Genomic DNA, 15,262 nt, shown 5'->3' with positions numbered 1-15,262 from the left:
CGTTACCAGCGAGTCAGCGACCAGATCCGCTGTGTCGGAAATCCGATCATCGGTGTGTCCCGGCGGTGGGGTTCCACAGTGGCGGGGTGGCGTCGATGATCTCATGGTGACGGACGATCGGTGGGACGGGCCACGGTTGACGGTGTTCGGCTCGGCCACCGGTGGCGGCCGGGCGGGCCGAGCCGGCGGCGGGGCGGGCGGTGACCGGGACGGCTGGGCGGGCGGGCTGCGGGCGGCGTTGTCGGACGGGACGGCGGCGGTGGCGGTCGGCGGTGCGCTGGCCGGCGGGTTCGGTGTCGAGGCGGCCAAGTCGGTGATGGTCGGTGAGGCGGCCGGCCGGTGGTGGTTCGTGGTGGGCTGCCTGGCCGGGGTGGCGCTGCTGGTGGCCGGGTTCGGGCTGCGGGAGCGGGCGCACCGGCAGGTGCAGGTGGGGATCGTGGTGACCGCGCGCGACGTCGGGCGCGGGCTGGCCAGGGCCCGGCAGTACGAGCAGCAGGCCGAGGAGTTCAGCCGGTCGACGTGTGCGGTGACGGTGGCGACGGCGGTCACCTTGTCCGGCGATCCGGTGGTGGACAAGTCTCGGGTCGAGGAGTTGGCGGATGAGACGTTCAACGCGTTGATGCTGGCGCAGCGGCTGACGCCGGAGGCGACCCGGGTCAATCTGATCCCGACGATGCCACTGCATCTGGCGTTCTGGTTCGGGGCCCGGCTGGGTCACACCCATTCGCGTGAGGTGCGGGTCCACGCCGTCCGCCAGGCCGACGGGTCTCCCCCGTATTTCGCGGCGACGGCGTTGCGGGCCACCGAGTCGGCGGCGGCTCCGCTGTCGGCGAGCCTGGAGGTCGTGGCGGGCGGGGATCCGTCGCGGGCGGCGCTCGCGCTGGATCTGCAGGGTTTCGGGCGCCAGTTCGCCGATCCGGTACGGGACACCTGCCGACAACACGGCATCGGTCACCTGTTGGTGCTGCGCAGCGCGGGTTCGTTGCTGGCCGAGGACGCGGCCACCTATACCGGGGTGGTGGAGCAGGCCCGCCGGGAGTGGCTGGCCGCTGCGTTGCCGAGTGCGGCCCGCACCGGCCGGTACGCGGTGTTCCTCAGCGGCTCGGTGGCGATCTCGCTGGCGTTGGGTGCCCGCCTGGCGGCACCGGATCCGGGGCGGTGGACGGTCTTTTCGTTCGACCGGGACACCCACTCGTACCAACCGTTTCCCTTGCCGGAGCCGACCCGGTGAGCGACAATTTCCACATCGGCCTGTGGGCGACTACCGGACGGGAGGTGGGACAGCCACGCCGGGCCCAGCGGCCTCCATCGAGGACGGACAGAACATCGATGTACGCAAGATTAGGTGCCGGAGTCGCGGTGGAATGTCGATTGCGGCAACCTCCGACACGCCCGGGATCCTGGGGAGGTTGGCGGAAAGATCCCAAAGTACGCCCGAGCTGCGGAAACCCGCCCCACAGAGATCATCCGAGCCGCCACCAAGATCACGATGATCATGAGGTTGCCCTCGGAGCACCATGTTTGCCCAGCTCAGACCGCCCGACATTTCGGACACGGTCCCCAGACACACGAAAACCGCGCCGGATTGAAACCAAAGCGCCAGACTTTGGCGAGATCAGCGTGACCGAATGTCCCCAGACACACGAAAACCGCGCCGGATTGAAACCTTCTTTCCCTCAGCTGTCGCCTTCTCCCTCAGTCCCCAGACACACGAAAACCGCGCCGGATTGAAACTAGAGGTTCCGTGGCAGGTAACCTCAATTTCGTAGCTGTCCCCAGACACACGAAAACCGCGCCGGATTGAAACCGGTGTTGATCGCCGTCATGCGTTCGAGAAGGACCTTGGTCCCCAGGTCCCCAGACACACGAAAACCGCGCCGGATTGAAACAATTCGGGGAGGGCGAAACTCCTTCCTCTACACGCGTGTCCCCAGACACACGAAAACCGCGCCGGATTGAAACCTGCTCATGAGGGGGCATGTCAGAAAAGCTCATCGTGTCCCCAGACACACGAAAACCGCGCCGGATTGAAACGTGAGAAATGCCGGATGGCATGCTCGGACTTGCAAGTCCCCAGACACACGAAAACCGCGCCGGATTGAAACCTCTATTGAGGTCTATTCACAGGCCATCCTGTAGAAGTGCAACCCGATAACACAGGAGATCGTTTCTGTGAAGGTCGCGAGCGGTCTGCGGTAGTCGGTGTGCAGGATCCGCCATGTCTTCAGGTTCGCGACGACCTGTTCCACAACCCAGCGGATCTTGTTGACCTGCCTGTTGTATTCCTTCTGCCATTCCGCGAGCTCGCCACCTTTGGGCTTCTTGTACGGGGTGATCATGCCGTTGCCGACGTAGCCCTTGTCACCGATCCAGTCTCCGGGATTCAGGGTGACGAGGACCCCGGTGTCGTTGATCGCGTACGAGTCGTGGTGGTTGCCGGTGACGGGATCGGAGATCCAGGCGAGCGCGCCGTCGAGGGTGCAGGCGACCTGGACGCTCATGCCCGTGGTCTTGTGCTTGCCGGAGTACAGACAGCGGTGCGTGCGCCATGACCAGCAGGGAAGCAGGGTGCCGTCGACGATGTACTGGTCGGTCGGGCTGAGGTCGTCGGCTGTCGGTACGAACTCCGTCAGCACGCGATCGAGGACCGGGGTGATGCCGGTGACCGCTCGCGAGATCGTCGGCTGGGAGACGCCGTGTGCTTCGGCGATCTCCGCTTGGACGCGGTTGCGACGCATGTAGGTCAACGCGACGACGACAGCGCGGTAGAGACCAAGGACCGGGGGCCACGGCTCCACATCCAGATCCTGGCATTCCGCTCGGACCAGCACGCAGAGGTCGCGGATCTGGTCCGTGGTGAAGCCAGTGGTATGATACATGTTCGGCGGTCCGCTTTTCTTTGTGATGTTGTGTGGTAACTCCATCCTACGGAAGAGCGGATCGTCCTTTTATTGGGGGTCTACTGTAGCGGGTCGGAGGCCTGCTGAATAAGCCTCATTGCAAACGCTCCCGCCACAACGGTAAGGGCTGCCGTCCCCAGACACACGAAAACCGCGCCGGATTGAAACCTGGGCCGTCTCAGTTGCCTTCGACCCGATAGAGCTCTCCAGTCCCCAGACACACGAAAACCGCGCCGGATTGAAACTCGCTAGGGTTGGCGGGGTCCACGTAGCGGGCCGCAGTCCCCGGACACACGAAAACCGCGCCGGATTGAAACAGGCCCCAAGACGCGAGTAACGAGAAGCCCCGAGCCGAATTTTGGGGCTGGGTGTCAGCGTGGCGGTGGTGGGGTGGTGGTCAGCTCGCCGCACTTGGGGCACCAGCGGCTCTTGACTCGGAACGAGAACAGGCCGGCCAGGAAGCCGAGCAACGCGGCGCTCGTCAACGCGCAGATGTCCATGATCCTCTGCCCTTCCCTACGGATGAGGATGGTGGGGTCGGGTCGGTGGTTGCCGCCACCGACCCGACCCCCGAGGTCCGCCGGGTCGCCCAAGCGGAACGGAAGCCCGGAGCGCGCGCGGCCGTACGATGCCCGTTGGCGTAGGCGTTGGGCACTAGTGAACGGCCATGGAGCCGGGGCACCGTACGACGTAACCGCCCGAGCCAGTTCCGGCCGCCTCGCCCACACGGATGACGGAACGCCCGGCCAGAAATTGGCCCGGTTCGGTCACTCCCGGCAGTAGTTACGACTTGTACTCGTACAGCGCCGTTCGGCCCTCCCCGCGGTCGCGCCCGGAAAGGGTCAGCAGCTTCACGGAGACCATGATGCGCTGCCCCGTCCCGCCGGAACCCGCGTCACACCACACCTCCACCGTGTCCGTCTTCGGCAGCTCGCGCGGGCCGATCACCAGGATCGTCACGACGTACGCCCTCCGCTCGAACCAGTGGGATCGAACCGGGCGAGCACGGCGGCTCGCTCCCGGCGAGACAACTCCGGAGTGTGTGCCCACATGGACAGCAGACGTTCGGCGCTGGGCCGGTCGATGGCCTCGAACGCTCGGAGCGCGTTCTCCGCCCGGTCGATGACAGGGCTCTTGCCGGGCGGGTAGAGCGCCATCAGCCGGGCGGGTGCGAGTTCGTCCGGTGGGGCGGGGAAACTATTCATCGGGTCGGACCTCCCGTGTCCGATCAAGGCCCCGGGTTGGCGTGTCCGCGCCGCTCGGGGCCGCCTCGTCTGGCCAGGGGTGGGTACGTGGATCGTCCAGCGAGCTCCGCCGCTCACCACCGACCCCTGTTCCGGGTTTGCCGACCAGGCTCCGGATCACCCGATGCCGGCGGCGGGTCGTCGAACCGGCAGCCGATGTGCCGTTGCCGCCACTGCCGCAGTCCTTCCCGGAGCCGTTCGGACTCGGTCCGAGCGGCATCGCTCTGTCGGACCAGCCGATCCAGCTCGTCGGCGAGAAGCCCCAGATAGACGTACACCTCGTCGGGGTCCAGCCCACGCCACCGCGACCCGAACCGGACCGCCCTGACCTGGTGCGGTTCGACCTGATGCCCCACGCCCTCGAACACGGCGCAACCCCGATCCCGCGTCTCCCGATCCCTGCTGGCACACGCGAATCATGAGCCACACTTGCAGGAGTAGTCAATAGGGTAGGTCCGATTGGGTAGACCCGAACATGCCTACCGTTCGGCTCATGACCGGAGGACCGGGCGAGTTGATGGGTCCGTACGAGATCGCCGAGTACCTCGGCGTGTCTCGGCAGCGGTTCCAACAGATCGCCCGCCGACCCGGCTTTCCGAAGCCCTACCAGGAGCTACGCGGCATGAAGGTGTACCTCGCCGCCGAGATCACCGAGTGGGCGAAGCACAACCGGCCGCCGCGCCCGGACGCCGACGAGTAGCCTTCTCCACCCTCCGAATCGGCAGCGCGGACCCGGCCGGCTCGGGCGAAGTACTGATCTACGTTCTTCCATGTACGTCGTAACCTGTCGCGGCGCGCGCCGGCACGTCGCACGCTCGGCATTCGGCCAACCGGATCGGCATGTGCTCGGCGACGGTCTCCCGCGCCTGGGCCAGCACATCCGCGTCCGGCCGGTTCCGCATCGCCGCCGCCACACCATCCAAGGGCGTCCGTTGCGGGTCACCGTCAGGTGCCGCCGCCGCCCCACGGGCGGCGAGCAACCGGAAACGTGGATCACGCCCGATGTCCGTCTGCCCCGGCGTCCGTCGCGGCAACGGCGGCCGATCCGGCGTCGGACCCGCGTTGACCATGGGCTGTCGGGTCCGTTGGTACCTGTTGTCGGGAACCTGGTTCCTGTTCAAGCTTCTCTCCTTCGCGGGAAGGACCGTCGGGAATCTCTTCGGACGGAGAAGTGCGTGTCGGCTGAGACCGCGAAGCGGTGCGGCCGGCGGTTGCGTTTCGTGCCTTCGAGATCAGTCACGGACGGCCGGGACCGGGAGGACTGCCGGAGGACTCCATCTGTGGTCTGGCTGCGACTACGGAAACTAGACAGCACCAACCTCATCGCTGGTAACCCCACGATGGGGCTCTCATTACAGGGGGTCACCTAATCTCACAAGAAGCGATATAGCGCATCGATCGGCATGATCACAGTTCGAGGAGTCGCGTGGACCCGTCGACATCGCCTCGTGGGCTACCTCGCCGCCTGCTCGGTGACCGGCGCGTCGTGGAAGCCCTCGCAACCCGCACCTTCAGCACCGTCTTCAGCGCGGCGAAGGCAGCAGGGCTCAGCTTCAACGCCATCGCCGCCGCCACCGGCCTCAAGGCTGAGCGAGTCAGCCTGATCGCACGAGGCGAAGGCCGTGTCACGGGCATCGATACCATCGAACGTATCGCCGACGGACTCCGCATCCCCGGTGCCATGCTCGGCCTCGCTGCCCGATCCTGGGAGGACGACGCCAACGACATCGCGGCAGAAACACGTTCCGCGAGGGAGGATGAGTCCATGTACCGCCGTGAGCTTCTGCGTACGGCCCTCGCCGCCGGCTTGACCGCTGCCCCGCTGAACCACGTCGCGGACGTCCTGGCCGCCGCCGACCGTGCGCTGTCCGTCGGCGGCCCGGCCGACCTTTCGCGGCTGAAAGCGGCCACAGAGCAACACAGCTTCGGGTACGGCGGACGTGTCCCCACCGACGTCCTCGCCGACCTGCTCACCGACTTCGCCGATGTCACCCAGCTGCTCCAGCGTCCGCAGCCGGCCACCACCCGGGTCGCGCTGGCCAGGATCACCGGCCAACTCGGCGGGATGACCGCAGTCGTCCTGCACGACCTCGGCAACCGGCGTGAGGCGTACGCCTGGTTCGGCACCGCGGCCCGCGCCGCCGCGGAGTCCGGCGACCGGTCGCTGCACGCCTGGGTCCTGGCCCGCAAGGCGATGGTTCCGCTCAACTTCGGCGCGCCGCAGGCAGCAACCGAGCTCGCCGAGCAGGCACGCCGGACCGCTGGCCAGGGACCGACCGCCGCCGCGACCCTGGCCGCAACCGTCGCAGGCCGCGCCTACGCTCTCGCTGGACGCCGCGACGAAGCCAACTCGGCACTGCGCGACGCCGACCAGCTCGCCGACACCCTGCCCGAATCGGAGCGAGCCGACTCCTGGTTCGGCCACTGCGAGCAGAAGCACCACGTCCACCTGTCCCACGCCCTGAGCGCGCTCGGCGAGACGAGTCGTGCCCGCGAAAGCCAGACGTACGCGCTCGCCCTGTCGGCCCCGACCAGCACACTCACCCGCACTCTGCTACGCATCGACGCCGCCACCTGCCAGCACCGCGACGGCGACACCATCGGCGCCTGCCAGTCGGCAGCCGCTGCGCTCGCCGACGCCCCCGCCCACCAACGCACCGGCCTCACTCGCAGCCGCGCCGTCGACTTCTACCGCAAGGTGCCAGGCCCGATTCGGTCCGCTCCGGAGGCCCGAGGGCTGGCAGAAATGCTCGCCGCGTAACACGCCGAGCCGAAGCACTGCACGAGCCGGGGTGATGATCAAACGCCGCCGTCGGCATACTGCGACACAACGGGAGCCGACAGGCTCTGCTCTGGCCCCGTCTCTCCGACTCCACCAGCGTCAGTTGTCTGACACAGCTTGCTTGAAGCTCCCGACTCGGAGCATCTGTGGCCGATCAACGCCTGGCCAGCAGCTCCCGACCCGTATCTCGTTGCACAGCAGCACGACGTACGGTCCGCTGATCCGCTGCCCGAGGACGAGTCGTTTCCTCTTGCCGGAGCCAACCCGGTGAGCGACAATTTCCACATCGGCCTGTCGGCGACTACCGGACGGGAGGTGAGACAGCCACGCCGAGCCCATCAGCATCCATCAAGGACGGACAGCACATCGATGTACGCAAGATTAAGTGCCGGAGTTGTGGCGAAATGTCGATTGCGACAACCTCCGACACGCCCGGGATCCGGGGGAGGTTGGCGGAAAGATCCCAAAGTAAGCCCGACCTGCGAAAACTCACCTTACGGAGATCAACTAAGCCGGCACCAAGATCATGATGATCATGAGGTTGCCCTCCGAGTCACCTGTTTGCCCAGCTCAGACCGGCCGACATTTCGGACACGGTCCCCGGACACACGAAAACCGCGCCGGATTGAAACTGACGGCCTCGCCGGTTTCCCGCAGGAGGATGGAGTCCCCGGACACACGAAAACCGCGCCGGATTGAACCCTGGCCGTCCGTGCTGTCCAGCACGTCCATCCCACCGGTCCCCGGACACACGAAAACCGCGCCGGACTAAAACCACGGTGTAACGCATGGCCCCTCCAAGGGCTCAGGGTCCCCGGACACACGAAAGCCGCGACGGATTGAAAATTTCGGGTACCGTGCCTTTCGGGCAGGTGTGACTGGGTCCCGGACACACGAAAACCGCGCCGGATTGAAACCGCTCGAGCGCGGCGACCCTCGTCTTGACCTTCTAGTCCCCGGATACACGAAAACCGCGCCGGATTGAAACTTCTCTCGGTGGAAGAATTCCACCGCAAAGATTCCTCCGTCCCCGGACACGAAAACCGCACCGGATTGAAACAGGATGGCGGAGTTGACGGCGTTGCTCGTCACGACCGGTCCCCGGACACACGAAAACCGCGCCAGATAGAACCGGCACCAAGACATCAAGGATGAGTAGACCCGAGCCGAATTTCGAGGCTGAGTGTCAGCGTGGCGGCGGTGGGGTGGTGGTCAGCTCGCCGCACTTGGGGCACCAGCGGCTCTTGACCCGAAACGGGAATAGCCCGGCCAGGAAACCGAGTAACGCGGCGCTGGTCAACGCGCAGACGCCCATGATCGTCGTCTGCCTTCTCTCTTGACATCCTCGCCGCCTAAACGGCGGCGATTCCAGCCACACCGCGCGTGTCACGCGCTTGTGTTCTGGTGGGTTACCGTTTCACCGCGCGGTGCCGGGACGGGTCCCGGTCCTACCCGCGCTCCACGGTCGTTGAAGTCCGCCTGCCCGGCGGCCTTGATGTTGATCGCCGCGTTGACGTCCCGGTCGTGGTGACCGCCACACGGACACACCCACGACCGGACGTCGAGCGCCATCTTCTCCTCGATCCGGCCACAGTCCGAGCACATCCGGGTGGACGGGAGCCACCGGTCCACCCGGGCGAAGGTTCGTCCGTACCTCGCCGCCTTGTACTCCACCATGCCCACGAACGACGACCATCCGGCGTCGTGGACGGACTTCGCCAGCCTCGTGCGGCCGAGACCGGTGACGCACAGGTCCTCGACATAGATCGCTTGATTCTCGCGAACCACGTTCGTGGACAGCTTGTGCTGCCAGTCCCGCCGGGTGTCGGCCACCCGGGCGTGTGCCCTGGCGACCTTCACAACAGCCTTCTTGCGGTTCTGACTCCCGCGCTGTTTGCGGGACAGGGCCTGTTGCAGCCGTTTGAGTTTGCGGGCCGCGCGGCGCAGGAACCGGGGTGCGGCGACCTTCGTGCCGTCCGACATGACCGCGAAGTGCGTCAGCCCGAGGTCGATTCCCACCTCGGCGTCGGTCGGCGGCAGCGGCTCGTCCGTGGACGAGACGACGAACGAGGCGAAATACCTGCCGGCGGCGTCCCGGATGACCGTCACGGACGACGGGTCCGACGGCAACGACCTCGACCAGCGGACCGCGAGGTCGCCGATCTTCGGCAGCCGCAGACGGCCGTTGTCCAGGACCGTGAACCGGGAGTTGCGGGTGAAGCGGACAGCCTGCCGGTTGTCCTTACGGGACCGGAACCGGGGCGGTGCCACCTTCGCACCTTTGCGTCTGCCTGAGATCGAGGCGAAGAAGTTGCGGTACGCGGTGTTCAGGTCCGCGAGGGCCTGCTGCAACACCACGACGGATACCTCGCCCAGCCACGCCCGCTCGGGTGTCGTCTTGGCCCGCGTGATGACCCGCTTCGACAGCTCGGCGTCGGAGATGTACGGCAGACCCTGCTCGCGTGCGGTCTGGCGTGCGCGCAGCCCGTCGTTGAACACCACCCGGGCGCATCCGAACGCCCGGGCCAGCGCGATCTGCTGGTCGGGTGTCGGATAGACCCGGAACTGGTACCGGAGCTGCACGAGACACACGATATCATGTTGGTCTATGGCAGAACTTGAGGGTGTCCGTACCGGCAGGCACTGCGTTTTCGCGATGCACGTCCATTTGGTTTTCGTCACGAAGTTCCGGCACGAGGTGTTCGCCGACCGGCACCTGACCCGGATGGAACAGATCATGCGGGACGTGTGCGCCGACTTCGAGGCCGAACTGGTCGAGTTCAACGGCGGACACGACCACGTCCACCTGCTGGTCGACCACCCGCCCAAAGTCGCCGTTTCCCGCTTGGTCAACTCACTTAAGACCGCATCTCGTTAGGGGTTGTTGGTTGGCTGGGTCGTTCGTTGTACCGGTGTGAGTGATGTCGAGAAGTACTGTCCGGATTCGTTGTGGCAGCTCGCGCAACCGTTGCTGCCCGAACACCCGAAACGCCATCAGGGCGGTGGCCGCCCGCGTACCGATGACCGGGTCGCGCTCGCCGCGATCCTGTACGTGCTGCGCAGCGGCTGTGCGTGGGCGGCTCTGCCGGCGTCGTTCCCGATCTCCCGGCCGACGGCGCACCGCCGGTTCACCGAGTGGACCGCACTCGGGGTGTTCGACGCCCTGCACCGGGCGATGCTCGACGTGCTCGGCCTGGCTGGGCAGATCGACTGGTCTAGGGCGAGTGTTGACGGTATGCACGTGCGGGCGGTGAAAGGGGGGACCTGACCGGCCCAGCCCGGTAGACCGGGGCAAGCCCGGCTCCAAGATCCACGCGGTGTCCGACCGGCGGGGTCTGCCGTTGGCCGTGGTGGTGTCCGCCGCAAACGTCAACGATCACAAGGTTCTCGACGATGCGCTTGACGCGGTACGACCGGTCCGGCAGCCAGTCGGGCGCCCCCGTAAGCGGCCGGGCAAGCCGCACGGCGACAAGGGCTACGACCACCGGTCCTGCCGGGAGACGCTGAAACGGCGCAACATCACCGCCCGGATCGCCCGCAAGGGCATCGAGTCGTCGACGAGGCTGGGCCGGTACCGCTACGTCATCGAACGCTGCTTGGAGTGGGTCACCCGGTTCAGGCGCCTGGCCCGCCGCTACGAACGCAAGGCTTCCCACTTTGCCGGATTCCTTTCCCTGGCCTGCGCCGTGATCTGCTACCGCCGAGCCGTCAAGCTGAACCTGCTGACCAGCAACAACCCCTAGCGAGATGCGGTCTTAAGGGCGTCTCGTCGCGCCGCCTGCGGCAGGAGTTCCCCGACCTCGCACGCCACTTCTACCGGGCCAACAAGCTGTGGTCGGGCTCGTACTTCGCCGGCTCCGTCACCGGCGCGCCACCGAGCATCGTGAAGCAGTACATCGAGCAGCAGAACCGGCCAGGTTAGAGCACTGCTCGGGCCCCGGCGGCCCTCCCAGCGCGGGCCTTCACCCCCGGCATGAAGGCCGGAGCACTGGCCCGCATTCCGGTAGCAGTGCGGGGGTAGGGGTCGGACCGGTGGTTGCCGCCAGCGGCCCGACCCCAGCTCAACGCGGGCATCGGCGCTCAGCCCGGCGGTCAGATCGACCGTCGTCGCCACCGCCGCCGGGGCGGGTTCTCCTCACGGTGCTGCCGCTGGTGTTCGCGCACCCGCTCCTCCCACGCCTGCTGGTCGTGGTCGTCCGGGTCGAACGGGTACCAGCGGTGCGAGCCGTCCTCGAAGTGCATGTCCTCGTCCCCGGGCCGGATGACCGACATCAGCGCCACCACCCGATGAACCGCGAGTACAGGTAGCCGCACCGGTAGTCGGGCAGGTCTGCCATCGCGTCCAGCAGGCACGTCGCCATGTACACCGACAGCGACACCACCGCGCCCGCGTACTCGGCCAACAGCTCCCGCCGCCGCGTCTGACACGGCCACGGCAAGCCGCAACCAGCGCACATCCAGGTCGGGCGTACGGGACGGTGCAGCGTCATCCGAGCCTCCTCCAAACTGGACCTGGGACGTGAGATGAGCCGGGGCGCACCCATGCGGGGCAGGGTTCGACGCTCACCACCGCCCCCGATTCGGTGGGTAGCGCGCTTGACCGGCGCTGCCCACCGACAGATCCGGCCGGATCGGCGGGTCGCTGAACCGGCAGCCGACGTGCCGCTGCCGCCACTGCCGGAGACCTTCGCGGAGGCGTTCGGCCTCGGCCCGCTCACCAGCCGCCAACCCAGCCAGCCGATCCAGCTCATCGGCGACCTGGTGCAGGTAGGCGTACACCTCCTGCGGGTCCAACCCGCGCCACCGCCGGCCGAACCGGACCGCTCTGACCTGCCACGACTCGGTTTGCCCGGCTGTCGCGCCGCTCTCCGCCGTCACCGCGACCGCCACCTACCGACCACGTCTCGCGGACGAGACGACGGCAGACCGCGAAACAGTGTCGCATCAGTGGAATGTTCCGGCATCAGCACCGTTACAGGATGCATCCGGAGGACACCCGACGCAAGAGGCATCCACCACCGTCTCCCCCACCCGGACACACGAAAGCGGTGCCCGGGAAACCCCGGACACCGCTCGGTGTGGCCTCAGTCAGCTGCGTTAGCGCAGGTCACCCCCGTCCGGCACGCAGACTGTGGATCAACAAGGCAAACGACGTACGGCTGAAATCAAGGACCGGACCCGCCGGACCCGCCTTGCTGTCCCGGACGCCCACCCGAGCATCCGTGACGTTCACCTCCACGCAGTTGTCGTCGCCGCCGGACCGCGTGGACTTGCGCCAACCTGTGGCTGGAAAGCTGCTCATGCTCTCGATTCTCCTCACCGACCCGCCCCAGCCAAAGCCCGGAGCAGTCCCATGCTGTCCTCAGCCCGCAACGCCGACTCCCACACCCGACCAAACAGATCCGCATAGGGCGCCACCTCGTCCGGCTCGGTATAGACCAGGTCGACCGTTTCGGTGTCCACCGCGACCGCGTCCGGATCACCACCGCCGAACCGGTACACCGTGAACGGCGACCTCGGCAACCAGTAGTCCCGCAGCTCAGCGCCCTGCGGTAGCACCCGCACCGACACCCGGCCGGACCCCTCGGCCAACGTCGCCAGGTGCAGCAACTGCTCCCGCATCACCTCCGGCGGCGCAGCCGGCCGCCGTACCGCGACCTCCTCGACCACCACCTCGTACCGAGGACCGTCCGGCCGCGCCAACATCCGCTGCCGCATCATCTTCGCCTCGACCGTCCGATCCAGGTCGGCCGACGGCAACCGGGCCTGCTTGAACGCCAACTCCGACCGCGCCCGCGTGTACGCCGGCACCTGCAACAACCCCGGCACCACAAACGACTGGTACTCACGGATGCTCACCGCACCGTGCTCCAGATTCGCGTAGACCGCCTGACGCCGGCCCATTCCTGACCCGTACGACTCCCACCAACCACGCTCGGCGGCGTCGTTCGCCATCCGTACCAGCTCGTGCCACCGCTCGCCGTCAACCGACAACGCACCCAGGATCGCGCTCACGTCCGACACCGACGGCACCCGATCCGCCGTCTCGAACCGGGACAGCTTCGGCCGGGACATCTTCGCCGCCCGCGCCAACTCCTCGGCGGTCAGCCCGGCCTCCTCCCGAAGCCGCCGCAGCTCCTTCGCCAACCGACGCCGACGCACCAACGGACTACTCAACCCCACACCCCATCTGTTCCACCTACCAGCAATGTTCCACCACTCGGCAACGAGCGAACTTACCGGCAATCACGGGCAGCCGACACCCCAGGAACCTCAACGTGGAGACCCTCCCCGACGCCGCCTACCTCGACGGCCTCGACGCGGTCCGGGCATACACTCGGCTCTGGGAACGACTCACCGCCGCCGCACTCGGCCCGGTCGAGTCCCGCACCCTCATCCAGCGGATCGCTGACGACACCGGAGGCTGATCATGAACACGCCCCACCCCACCTGGCGCAAGTCCAGCCGCAGCGACAACAACGGCGGAGCCTGCGTCGAGGTCGCCAGCCTCCCCTCCACCACCGCAATCCGCGACAGCAAAGACCACACCGGCCCGGTCCTCACCTTCACCACCACCGGATGGAGCGCCTTCATCCGCGCGGTCAAGACCGACGGGTTCAACGCCTGAAGCAGCCCTGCGCCCGTACGGCGATCGGCGGTCGAGACAGCCGGAAGTTACTCGGCCCCACCTGTCCGCAGAAGGTGCTGCCCGACCGGCCATCGGTCCCGACCCCGTCGCGGCCGATGGCGGCTTACCCGCTGGCAGGCTGATTCAGGAGTAGACATCCTTGCGGTGGCCGACCGCGTGGATGATCAGGTCGTCGCCGTCGATCCGGTAAAGGACCCGGTAGTCACCAACACGCAGCCGTCGGCCCGATCCGTCACGGAGCTCGGTCGAACTTTGCGGCAGAGGATCGGACACCAGGTCAAGGATCGCGCCGAGGACCGTCAGGAAGACGTTGCGCGGCTGCTTGTGCAGCCAGACCAGCACGTCCCGGTCGACTTGAACCTTCACGCCGCCGCACCGTCGGTGCGGTCGGCCAGCAACGCTTCGACTTCCCGAGGATCGACCCCGAGCGACTCCAGCGCCGCTGACAGCGGCACGAACTGCCCCTCGGCACGGGAGCGGGCGATCACCGCAGCGTCCTTGCTGTCCCGGAACGCTTCGAGCTCTTCCCACTCGTCGATCCCCACCAGTACGGCCACCGGCCGCTCGTACTTGGTGATGACGACCGGTTCACGGGTGCGCTCGACCGACTCCAGCACCCGGCCCGCACCATCGCGGAACTCCCGCAGCGTGATCCTCTCCATGCACGGACTGTACCACGCGGTACCGTACCGCCTCTTACTTGACGAGAGACACCCGTCCCCGTTTCGGGCGGCCCTTCACGCTCAGTGGGCGGTCCAGCCGGGTTGGCGGGTGAGGCGGTGTGGCTGGCGGGCCGGTAGCCACCTGGCCCGGCGGGCGCAGTCGGGGCACGGGGCGTGGCCGTGGATTCGGTCCGCCGGGCCGGCGACTGCGGCGAGGTCGGCGACGACCCGGGCCGCGGTCAGGTTGACCTCCGGTGGCACCAGCCACCCGCTGTACTGGAAGCGGTCGGCTATCGGGCCGAGCCGGGCGCGTACCTCGGCACGGCGGCGGTCGTTCACGATGTCGTAGACGACGAGCACCGGCCGGTTCACCAGCCGGCCCAGCCCTGCTCGGGGAGGACTTCCAGCGGTACGCCGTACCCGGCGGTTTCGCAGTCCGGGCAGGATGGCAGGGCCAGCAGGTGCCCGCCTCCGGTGAACCGTTCGGCGCTGGCGGCGAGCAGCCGGTCCAGGTGCTCGTCACCGATGTGGATGGTGAAGACGCTGTACAGCACCCGTACGCCGTGGCGGCGCAGCAGCGTCGTCAGCTGCCGGCGGTCGCGGTCGTCGGGCAGGTCGAAGGTGACGGTCCACCAGCTGGGCCGCATGACGGTCACCTCCAACGGAACGGCCGGTACTGCCCCTGCTCGTCGAGCAGCCAGCCGCGCAGCCGCAGCGCCTGGCGGCGTACCAGTTGGTGGTAAGTCGCCAACACAATGCTCTCCAACGGCGCCGGCCGTCACTCCTTCATCAGGCCGAAGGCGAGCGTGGGCCGCCCCGGCTCGGGGTGTGCAAACGACAGGTACGGGTCGAGCCCGGCGGCGAGGATCACCCCGTGCACGGTTTCCCGCAGCAGTGCCGAACGGTAGTTGATCAGCGCGTTGATCACGTCGCGGCGGCTGCGGTCGCGGGCACGGCAGCGGGGTCAGCGGCATCGGCAGGTTGCTGGCGGTCTCGACGCTGCGGCTCACCTAGCCGAGCGCGAC

23 protein-coding genes, 3 pseudogenes and 2 CRISPR repeat arrays are annotated in these 15,262 nt (G+C 67.3%); of the genes and pseudogenes, 8 read left to right on the top strand and 18 right to left on the bottom strand.

Annotated elements, in window-relative coordinates:
• The first annotated feature begins 106 nt into the window (after positions 1 to 106).
• Positions 107 to 1,231: an SAVED domain-containing protein gene (locus O7632_RS14505; RefSeq protein ID WP_278114794.1), complete on the top strand. Its 1,125-nt coding sequence runs from the start codon at positions 107 to 109 to the stop codon at positions 1,229 to 1,231.
• Positions 1,232 to 1,556: 325 nt separating this feature from the next.
• Positions 1,557 to 2,105: a CRISPR direct-repeat array (repeat unit 36 nt; unit sequence GTCCCCAGACACACGAAAACCGCGCCGGATTGAAAC).
• Positions 2,106 to 2,117: 12 nt separating this feature from the next.
• Here the strand turns inward: O7632_RS14505 and O7632_RS14500 are convergent.
• The 5 genes from O7632_RS14500 to O7632_RS14480 all read right to left on the bottom strand — a co-directional run bounded on the left by O7632_RS14500 (position 2,118) and on the right by O7632_RS14480 (position 4,512).
• A complete protein-coding gene (locus O7632_RS14500) occupies positions 2,118 to 2,879 on the bottom strand; it encodes a transposase family protein (RefSeq protein ID WP_278111118.1) in 762 nt (253 codons plus the stop codon).
• A gap of 151 nt (positions 2,880 to 3,030) precedes the next feature.
• Positions 3,031 to 3,217: direct repeats of the CRISPR family, unit length 29 nt; unit sequence GACACACGAAAACCGCGCCGGATTGAAAC.
• 54 nt (positions 3,218 to 3,271) lie between these two features.
• A complete protein-coding gene (locus O7632_RS14495) occupies positions 3,272 to 3,400 on the bottom strand; it encodes a hypothetical protein (protein WP_278114792.1) in 129 nt (42 codons plus the stop codon).
• Positions 3,401 to 3,683: 283 nt separating this feature from the next.
• On the bottom strand, positions 3,684 to 3,860 hold the full coding sequence (locus O7632_RS14490) for a hypothetical protein (RefSeq protein ID WP_278114790.1): 177 nt from the start codon (positions 3,858 to 3,860) through the stop codon (positions 3,684 to 3,686).
• Positions 3,857 to 4,105, bottom strand: coding sequence for a hypothetical protein (locus O7632_RS14485; RefSeq protein ID WP_278114788.1), 249 nt, complete (start codon positions 4,103 to 4,105; stop codon positions 3,857 to 3,859). The genes O7632_RS14490 and O7632_RS14485 overlap by 4 nt, the downstream gene beginning before the upstream one ends.
• A 113-nt stretch (positions 4,106 to 4,218) precedes the next feature.
• On the bottom strand, positions 4,219 to 4,512 hold the full coding sequence (locus O7632_RS14480; protein WP_278114786.1) for a DivIVA domain-containing protein: 294 nt from the start codon (positions 4,510 to 4,512) through the stop codon (positions 4,219 to 4,221).
• A gap of 125 nt (positions 4,513 to 4,637) precedes the next feature.
• On the opposite strand from O7632_RS14480, the gene O7632_RS14475 reads away from it, so the two are divergent.
• Positions 4,638 to 4,844 carry a DNA-binding protein gene (locus O7632_RS14475; RefSeq protein WP_233605958.1) on the top strand — a complete coding sequence of 69 codons (207 nt, stop codon included), beginning with the start codon at positions 4,638 to 4,640 and terminating at the stop codon, positions 4,842 to 4,844.
• A 58-nt stretch (positions 4,845 to 4,902) separates the two neighbouring features.
• Here the strand turns inward: O7632_RS14475 and O7632_RS14470 are convergent, their stop codons facing one another.
• Positions 4,903 to 5,265: a hypothetical protein gene (locus O7632_RS14470; RefSeq protein WP_278114784.1), complete on the bottom strand. Its 363-nt coding sequence runs from the start codon at positions 5,263 to 5,265 to the stop codon at positions 4,903 to 4,905.
• Positions 5,266 to 5,630: 365 nt separating this feature from the next.
• Here O7632_RS14470 and O7632_RS14465 point away from each other — a divergent pair, with 365 nt between their 5' ends.
• Positions 5,631 to 6,905, top strand: a complete 1,275-nt coding sequence (locus O7632_RS14465; RefSeq protein WP_278114782.1) for a hypothetical protein — start codon at positions 5,631 to 5,633, stop codon at positions 6,903 to 6,905.
• A 1,207-nt stretch (positions 6,906 to 8,112) separates the two neighbouring features.
• Here the strand turns inward: O7632_RS14465 and O7632_RS14460 are convergent.
• On the bottom strand, positions 8,113 to 8,241 hold the full coding sequence (locus O7632_RS14460; protein ID WP_278114780.1) for a hypothetical protein: 129 nt from the start codon (positions 8,239 to 8,241) through the stop codon (positions 8,113 to 8,115).
• Between the two features lie 71 nt (positions 8,242 to 8,312).
• The gene (locus O7632_RS14455; protein ID WP_278114778.1) at positions 8,313 to 9,509 is read right to left on the bottom strand and encodes a transposase; all 1,197 of its coding nucleotides are present in this window, start codon (positions 9,507 to 9,509) and stop codon (positions 8,313 to 8,315) included.
• A gap of 25 nt (positions 9,510 to 9,534) precedes the next feature.
• Between O7632_RS14455 and tnpA the strand changes: the two are divergent.
• From tnpA to O7632_RS14440, 3 genes and pseudogenes are all read left to right on the top strand, one after another.
• Positions 9,535 to 9,789 (top strand): annotated as a pseudogene (gene tnpA, locus O7632_RS14450) (IS200/IS605 family transposase); the annotation flags it as partial.
• A 51-nt stretch (positions 9,790 to 9,840) separates the two neighbouring features.
• A protein-coding gene (locus O7632_RS14445) for an IS5 family transposase (protein ID WP_278114776.1) occupies positions 9,841 to 10,669 on the top strand; the annotation gives its coding sequence in 2 pieces (ribosomal slippage) (positions 9,841 to 10,184 and positions 10,183 to 10,669; 831 coding nt in all).
• Between the two features lie 11 nt (positions 10,670 to 10,680).
• Positions 10,681 to 10,848: pseudogene (locus O7632_RS14440) on the top strand (transposase); the annotation flags it as partial.
• Between the two features lie 170 nt (positions 10,849 to 11,018).
• On the opposite strand, the gene O7632_RS14435 reads toward O7632_RS14440, so the two are convergent.
• The 5 genes from O7632_RS14435 to O7632_RS14415 form a co-directional block, all read right to left on the bottom strand.
• On the bottom strand, positions 11,019 to 11,198 hold the full coding sequence (locus O7632_RS14435) for a hypothetical protein (RefSeq protein ID WP_278114774.1): 180 nt from the start codon (positions 11,196 to 11,198) through the stop codon (positions 11,019 to 11,021).
• Positions 11,198 to 11,416, bottom strand: coding sequence for a hypothetical protein (locus O7632_RS14430; protein WP_278114772.1), 219 nt, complete (start codon positions 11,414 to 11,416; stop codon positions 11,198 to 11,200). Before O7632_RS14430 ends, O7632_RS14435 begins: the two co-directional genes overlap by 1 nt.
• A gap of 73 nt (positions 11,417 to 11,489) precedes the next feature.
• On the bottom strand, positions 11,490 to 11,804 hold the full coding sequence (locus O7632_RS14425) for a DivIVA domain-containing protein (protein ID WP_278114770.1): 315 nt from the start codon (positions 11,802 to 11,804) through the stop codon (positions 11,490 to 11,492).
• 229 nt (positions 11,805 to 12,033) lie between these two features.
• Positions 12,034 to 12,228 carry a DUF397 domain-containing protein gene (locus tag O7632_RS14420; protein WP_278114769.1) on the bottom strand — a complete coding sequence of 65 codons (195 nt, stop codon included), beginning with the start codon at positions 12,226 to 12,228 and terminating at the stop codon, positions 12,034 to 12,036.
• Between the two features lie 14 nt (positions 12,229 to 12,242).
• Positions 12,243 to 13,103: a helix-turn-helix transcriptional regulator gene (locus O7632_RS14415; protein WP_278114768.1), complete on the bottom strand. Its 861-nt coding sequence runs from the start codon at positions 13,101 to 13,103 to the stop codon at positions 12,243 to 12,245.
• 11 nt (positions 13,104 to 13,114) lie between these two features.
• On the opposite strand from O7632_RS14415, the gene O7632_RS14410 reads away from it, so the two are divergent.
• Both O7632_RS14410 and O7632_RS14405 read left to right on the top strand, forming a co-directional pair.
• The gene (locus tag O7632_RS14410) at positions 13,115 to 13,354 is read left to right on the top strand and encodes a Scr1 family TA system antitoxin-like transcriptional regulator (protein ID WP_347403629.1); all 240 of its coding nucleotides are present in this window, start codon (positions 13,115 to 13,117) and stop codon (positions 13,352 to 13,354) included.
• A 2-nt stretch (positions 13,355 to 13,356) separates the two neighbouring features.
• A complete protein-coding gene (locus tag O7632_RS14405) occupies positions 13,357 to 13,554 on the top strand; it encodes a DUF397 domain-containing protein (RefSeq protein ID WP_278114766.1) in 198 nt (65 codons plus the stop codon).
• A 144-nt stretch (positions 13,555 to 13,698) separates the two neighbouring features.
• Here O7632_RS14405 and O7632_RS14400 read toward each other — a convergent pair whose 3' ends face one another.
• The 5 genes and pseudogenes from O7632_RS14400 to O7632_RS14380 form a co-directional block, all read right to left on the bottom strand.
• The gene (locus tag O7632_RS14400; RefSeq protein ID WP_278114764.1) at positions 13,699 to 13,941 is read right to left on the bottom strand and encodes a type II toxin-antitoxin system RelE/ParE family toxin; all 243 of its coding nucleotides are present in this window, start codon (positions 13,939 to 13,941) and stop codon (positions 13,699 to 13,701) included.
• Entirely contained in the window at positions 13,938 to 14,237 is a 300-nt protein-coding gene (locus O7632_RS14395; protein ID WP_278114762.1) for a type II toxin-antitoxin system Phd/YefM family antitoxin, read from the bottom strand. The genes O7632_RS14400 and O7632_RS14395 overlap by 4 nt, the downstream gene beginning before the upstream one ends.
• 81 nt (positions 14,238 to 14,318) lie before the next feature.
• On the bottom strand, positions 14,319 to 14,609 hold the full coding sequence (locus O7632_RS14390) for a CRISPR-associated endonuclease Cas2 (protein WP_278114760.1): 291 nt from the start codon (positions 14,607 to 14,609) through the stop codon (positions 14,319 to 14,321).
• Entirely contained in the window at positions 14,606 to 14,884 is a 279-nt protein-coding gene (locus O7632_RS14385; protein WP_278114758.1) for a CRISPR-associated endonuclease Cas2, read from the bottom strand. Before O7632_RS14385 ends, O7632_RS14390 begins: the two co-directional genes overlap by 4 nt.
• Before the next feature lie 131 nt (positions 14,885 to 15,015).
• Positions 15,016 to 15,171 (bottom strand): annotated as a pseudogene (locus O7632_RS14380) (CRISPR-associated endonuclease Cas1); the annotation flags it as partial.
• Between the last annotated feature and the right edge of the window lie 91 nt (positions 15,172 to 15,262).

The sequence above is a fragment of the Solwaraspora sp. WMMD406 genome, assembly GCF_029626025.1.
In the GTDB taxonomy this organism is placed as follows: Bacteria; Actinomycetota; Actinomycetes; order Mycobacteriales; family Micromonosporaceae; genus Micromonospora_E.
Note: the sequence above shows the minus strand (reverse complement) of the source record. Positions and strands in the feature narration are given on the sequence as shown.

Excerpts from the sequence above, each read along its gene's own strand:
- O7632_RS14500 (WP_278111118.1), bottom strand. The coding sequence starts at position 2,879 with ATGTATCATACCACTGGCTTCACCACGGACCAGATCCGCGACCTCTGC.
- O7632_RS14495 (WP_278114792.1), bottom strand. The coding sequence starts at position 3,400 with ATGGACATCTGCGCGTTGACGAGCGCCGCGTTGCTCGGCTTCCTGGCC.
- O7632_RS14485 (WP_278114788.1), bottom strand. The coding sequence starts at position 4,105 with ATGAATAGTTTCCCCGCCCCACCGGACGAACTCGCACCCGCCCGGCTG.
- O7632_RS14475 (WP_233605958.1), top strand. The coding sequence starts at position 4,638 with ATGACCGGAGGACCGGGCGAGTTGATGGGTCCGTACGAGATCGCCGAG.
- O7632_RS14460 (WP_278114780.1), bottom strand. The coding sequence starts at position 8,241 with ATGGGCGTCTGCGCGTTGACCAGCGCCGCGTTACTCGGTTTCCTGGCC.
- O7632_RS14435 (WP_278114774.1), bottom strand. The coding sequence starts at position 11,198 with ATGTCGGTCATCCGGCCCGGGGACGAGGACATGCACTTCGAGGACGGC.
- O7632_RS14430 (WP_278114772.1), bottom strand. The coding sequence starts at position 11,416 with ATGACGCTGCACCGTCCCGTACGCCCGACCTGGATGTGCGCTGGTTGC.
- O7632_RS14420 (WP_278114769.1), bottom strand. The coding sequence starts at position 12,228 with ATGAGCAGCTTTCCAGCCACAGGTTGGCGCAAGTCCACGCGGTCCGGC.
- O7632_RS14405 (WP_278114766.1), top strand. The coding sequence starts at position 13,357 with ATGAACACGCCCCACCCCACCTGGCGCAAGTCCAGCCGCAGCGACAAC.
- O7632_RS14395 (WP_278114762.1), bottom strand. The coding sequence starts at position 14,237 with ATGGAGAGGATCACGCTGCGGGAGTTCCGCGATGGTGCGGGCCGGGTG.
- O7632_RS14385 (WP_278114758.1), bottom strand. The coding sequence starts at position 14,884 with ATGCGGCCCAGCTGGTGGACCGTCACCTTCGACCTGCCCGACGACCGC.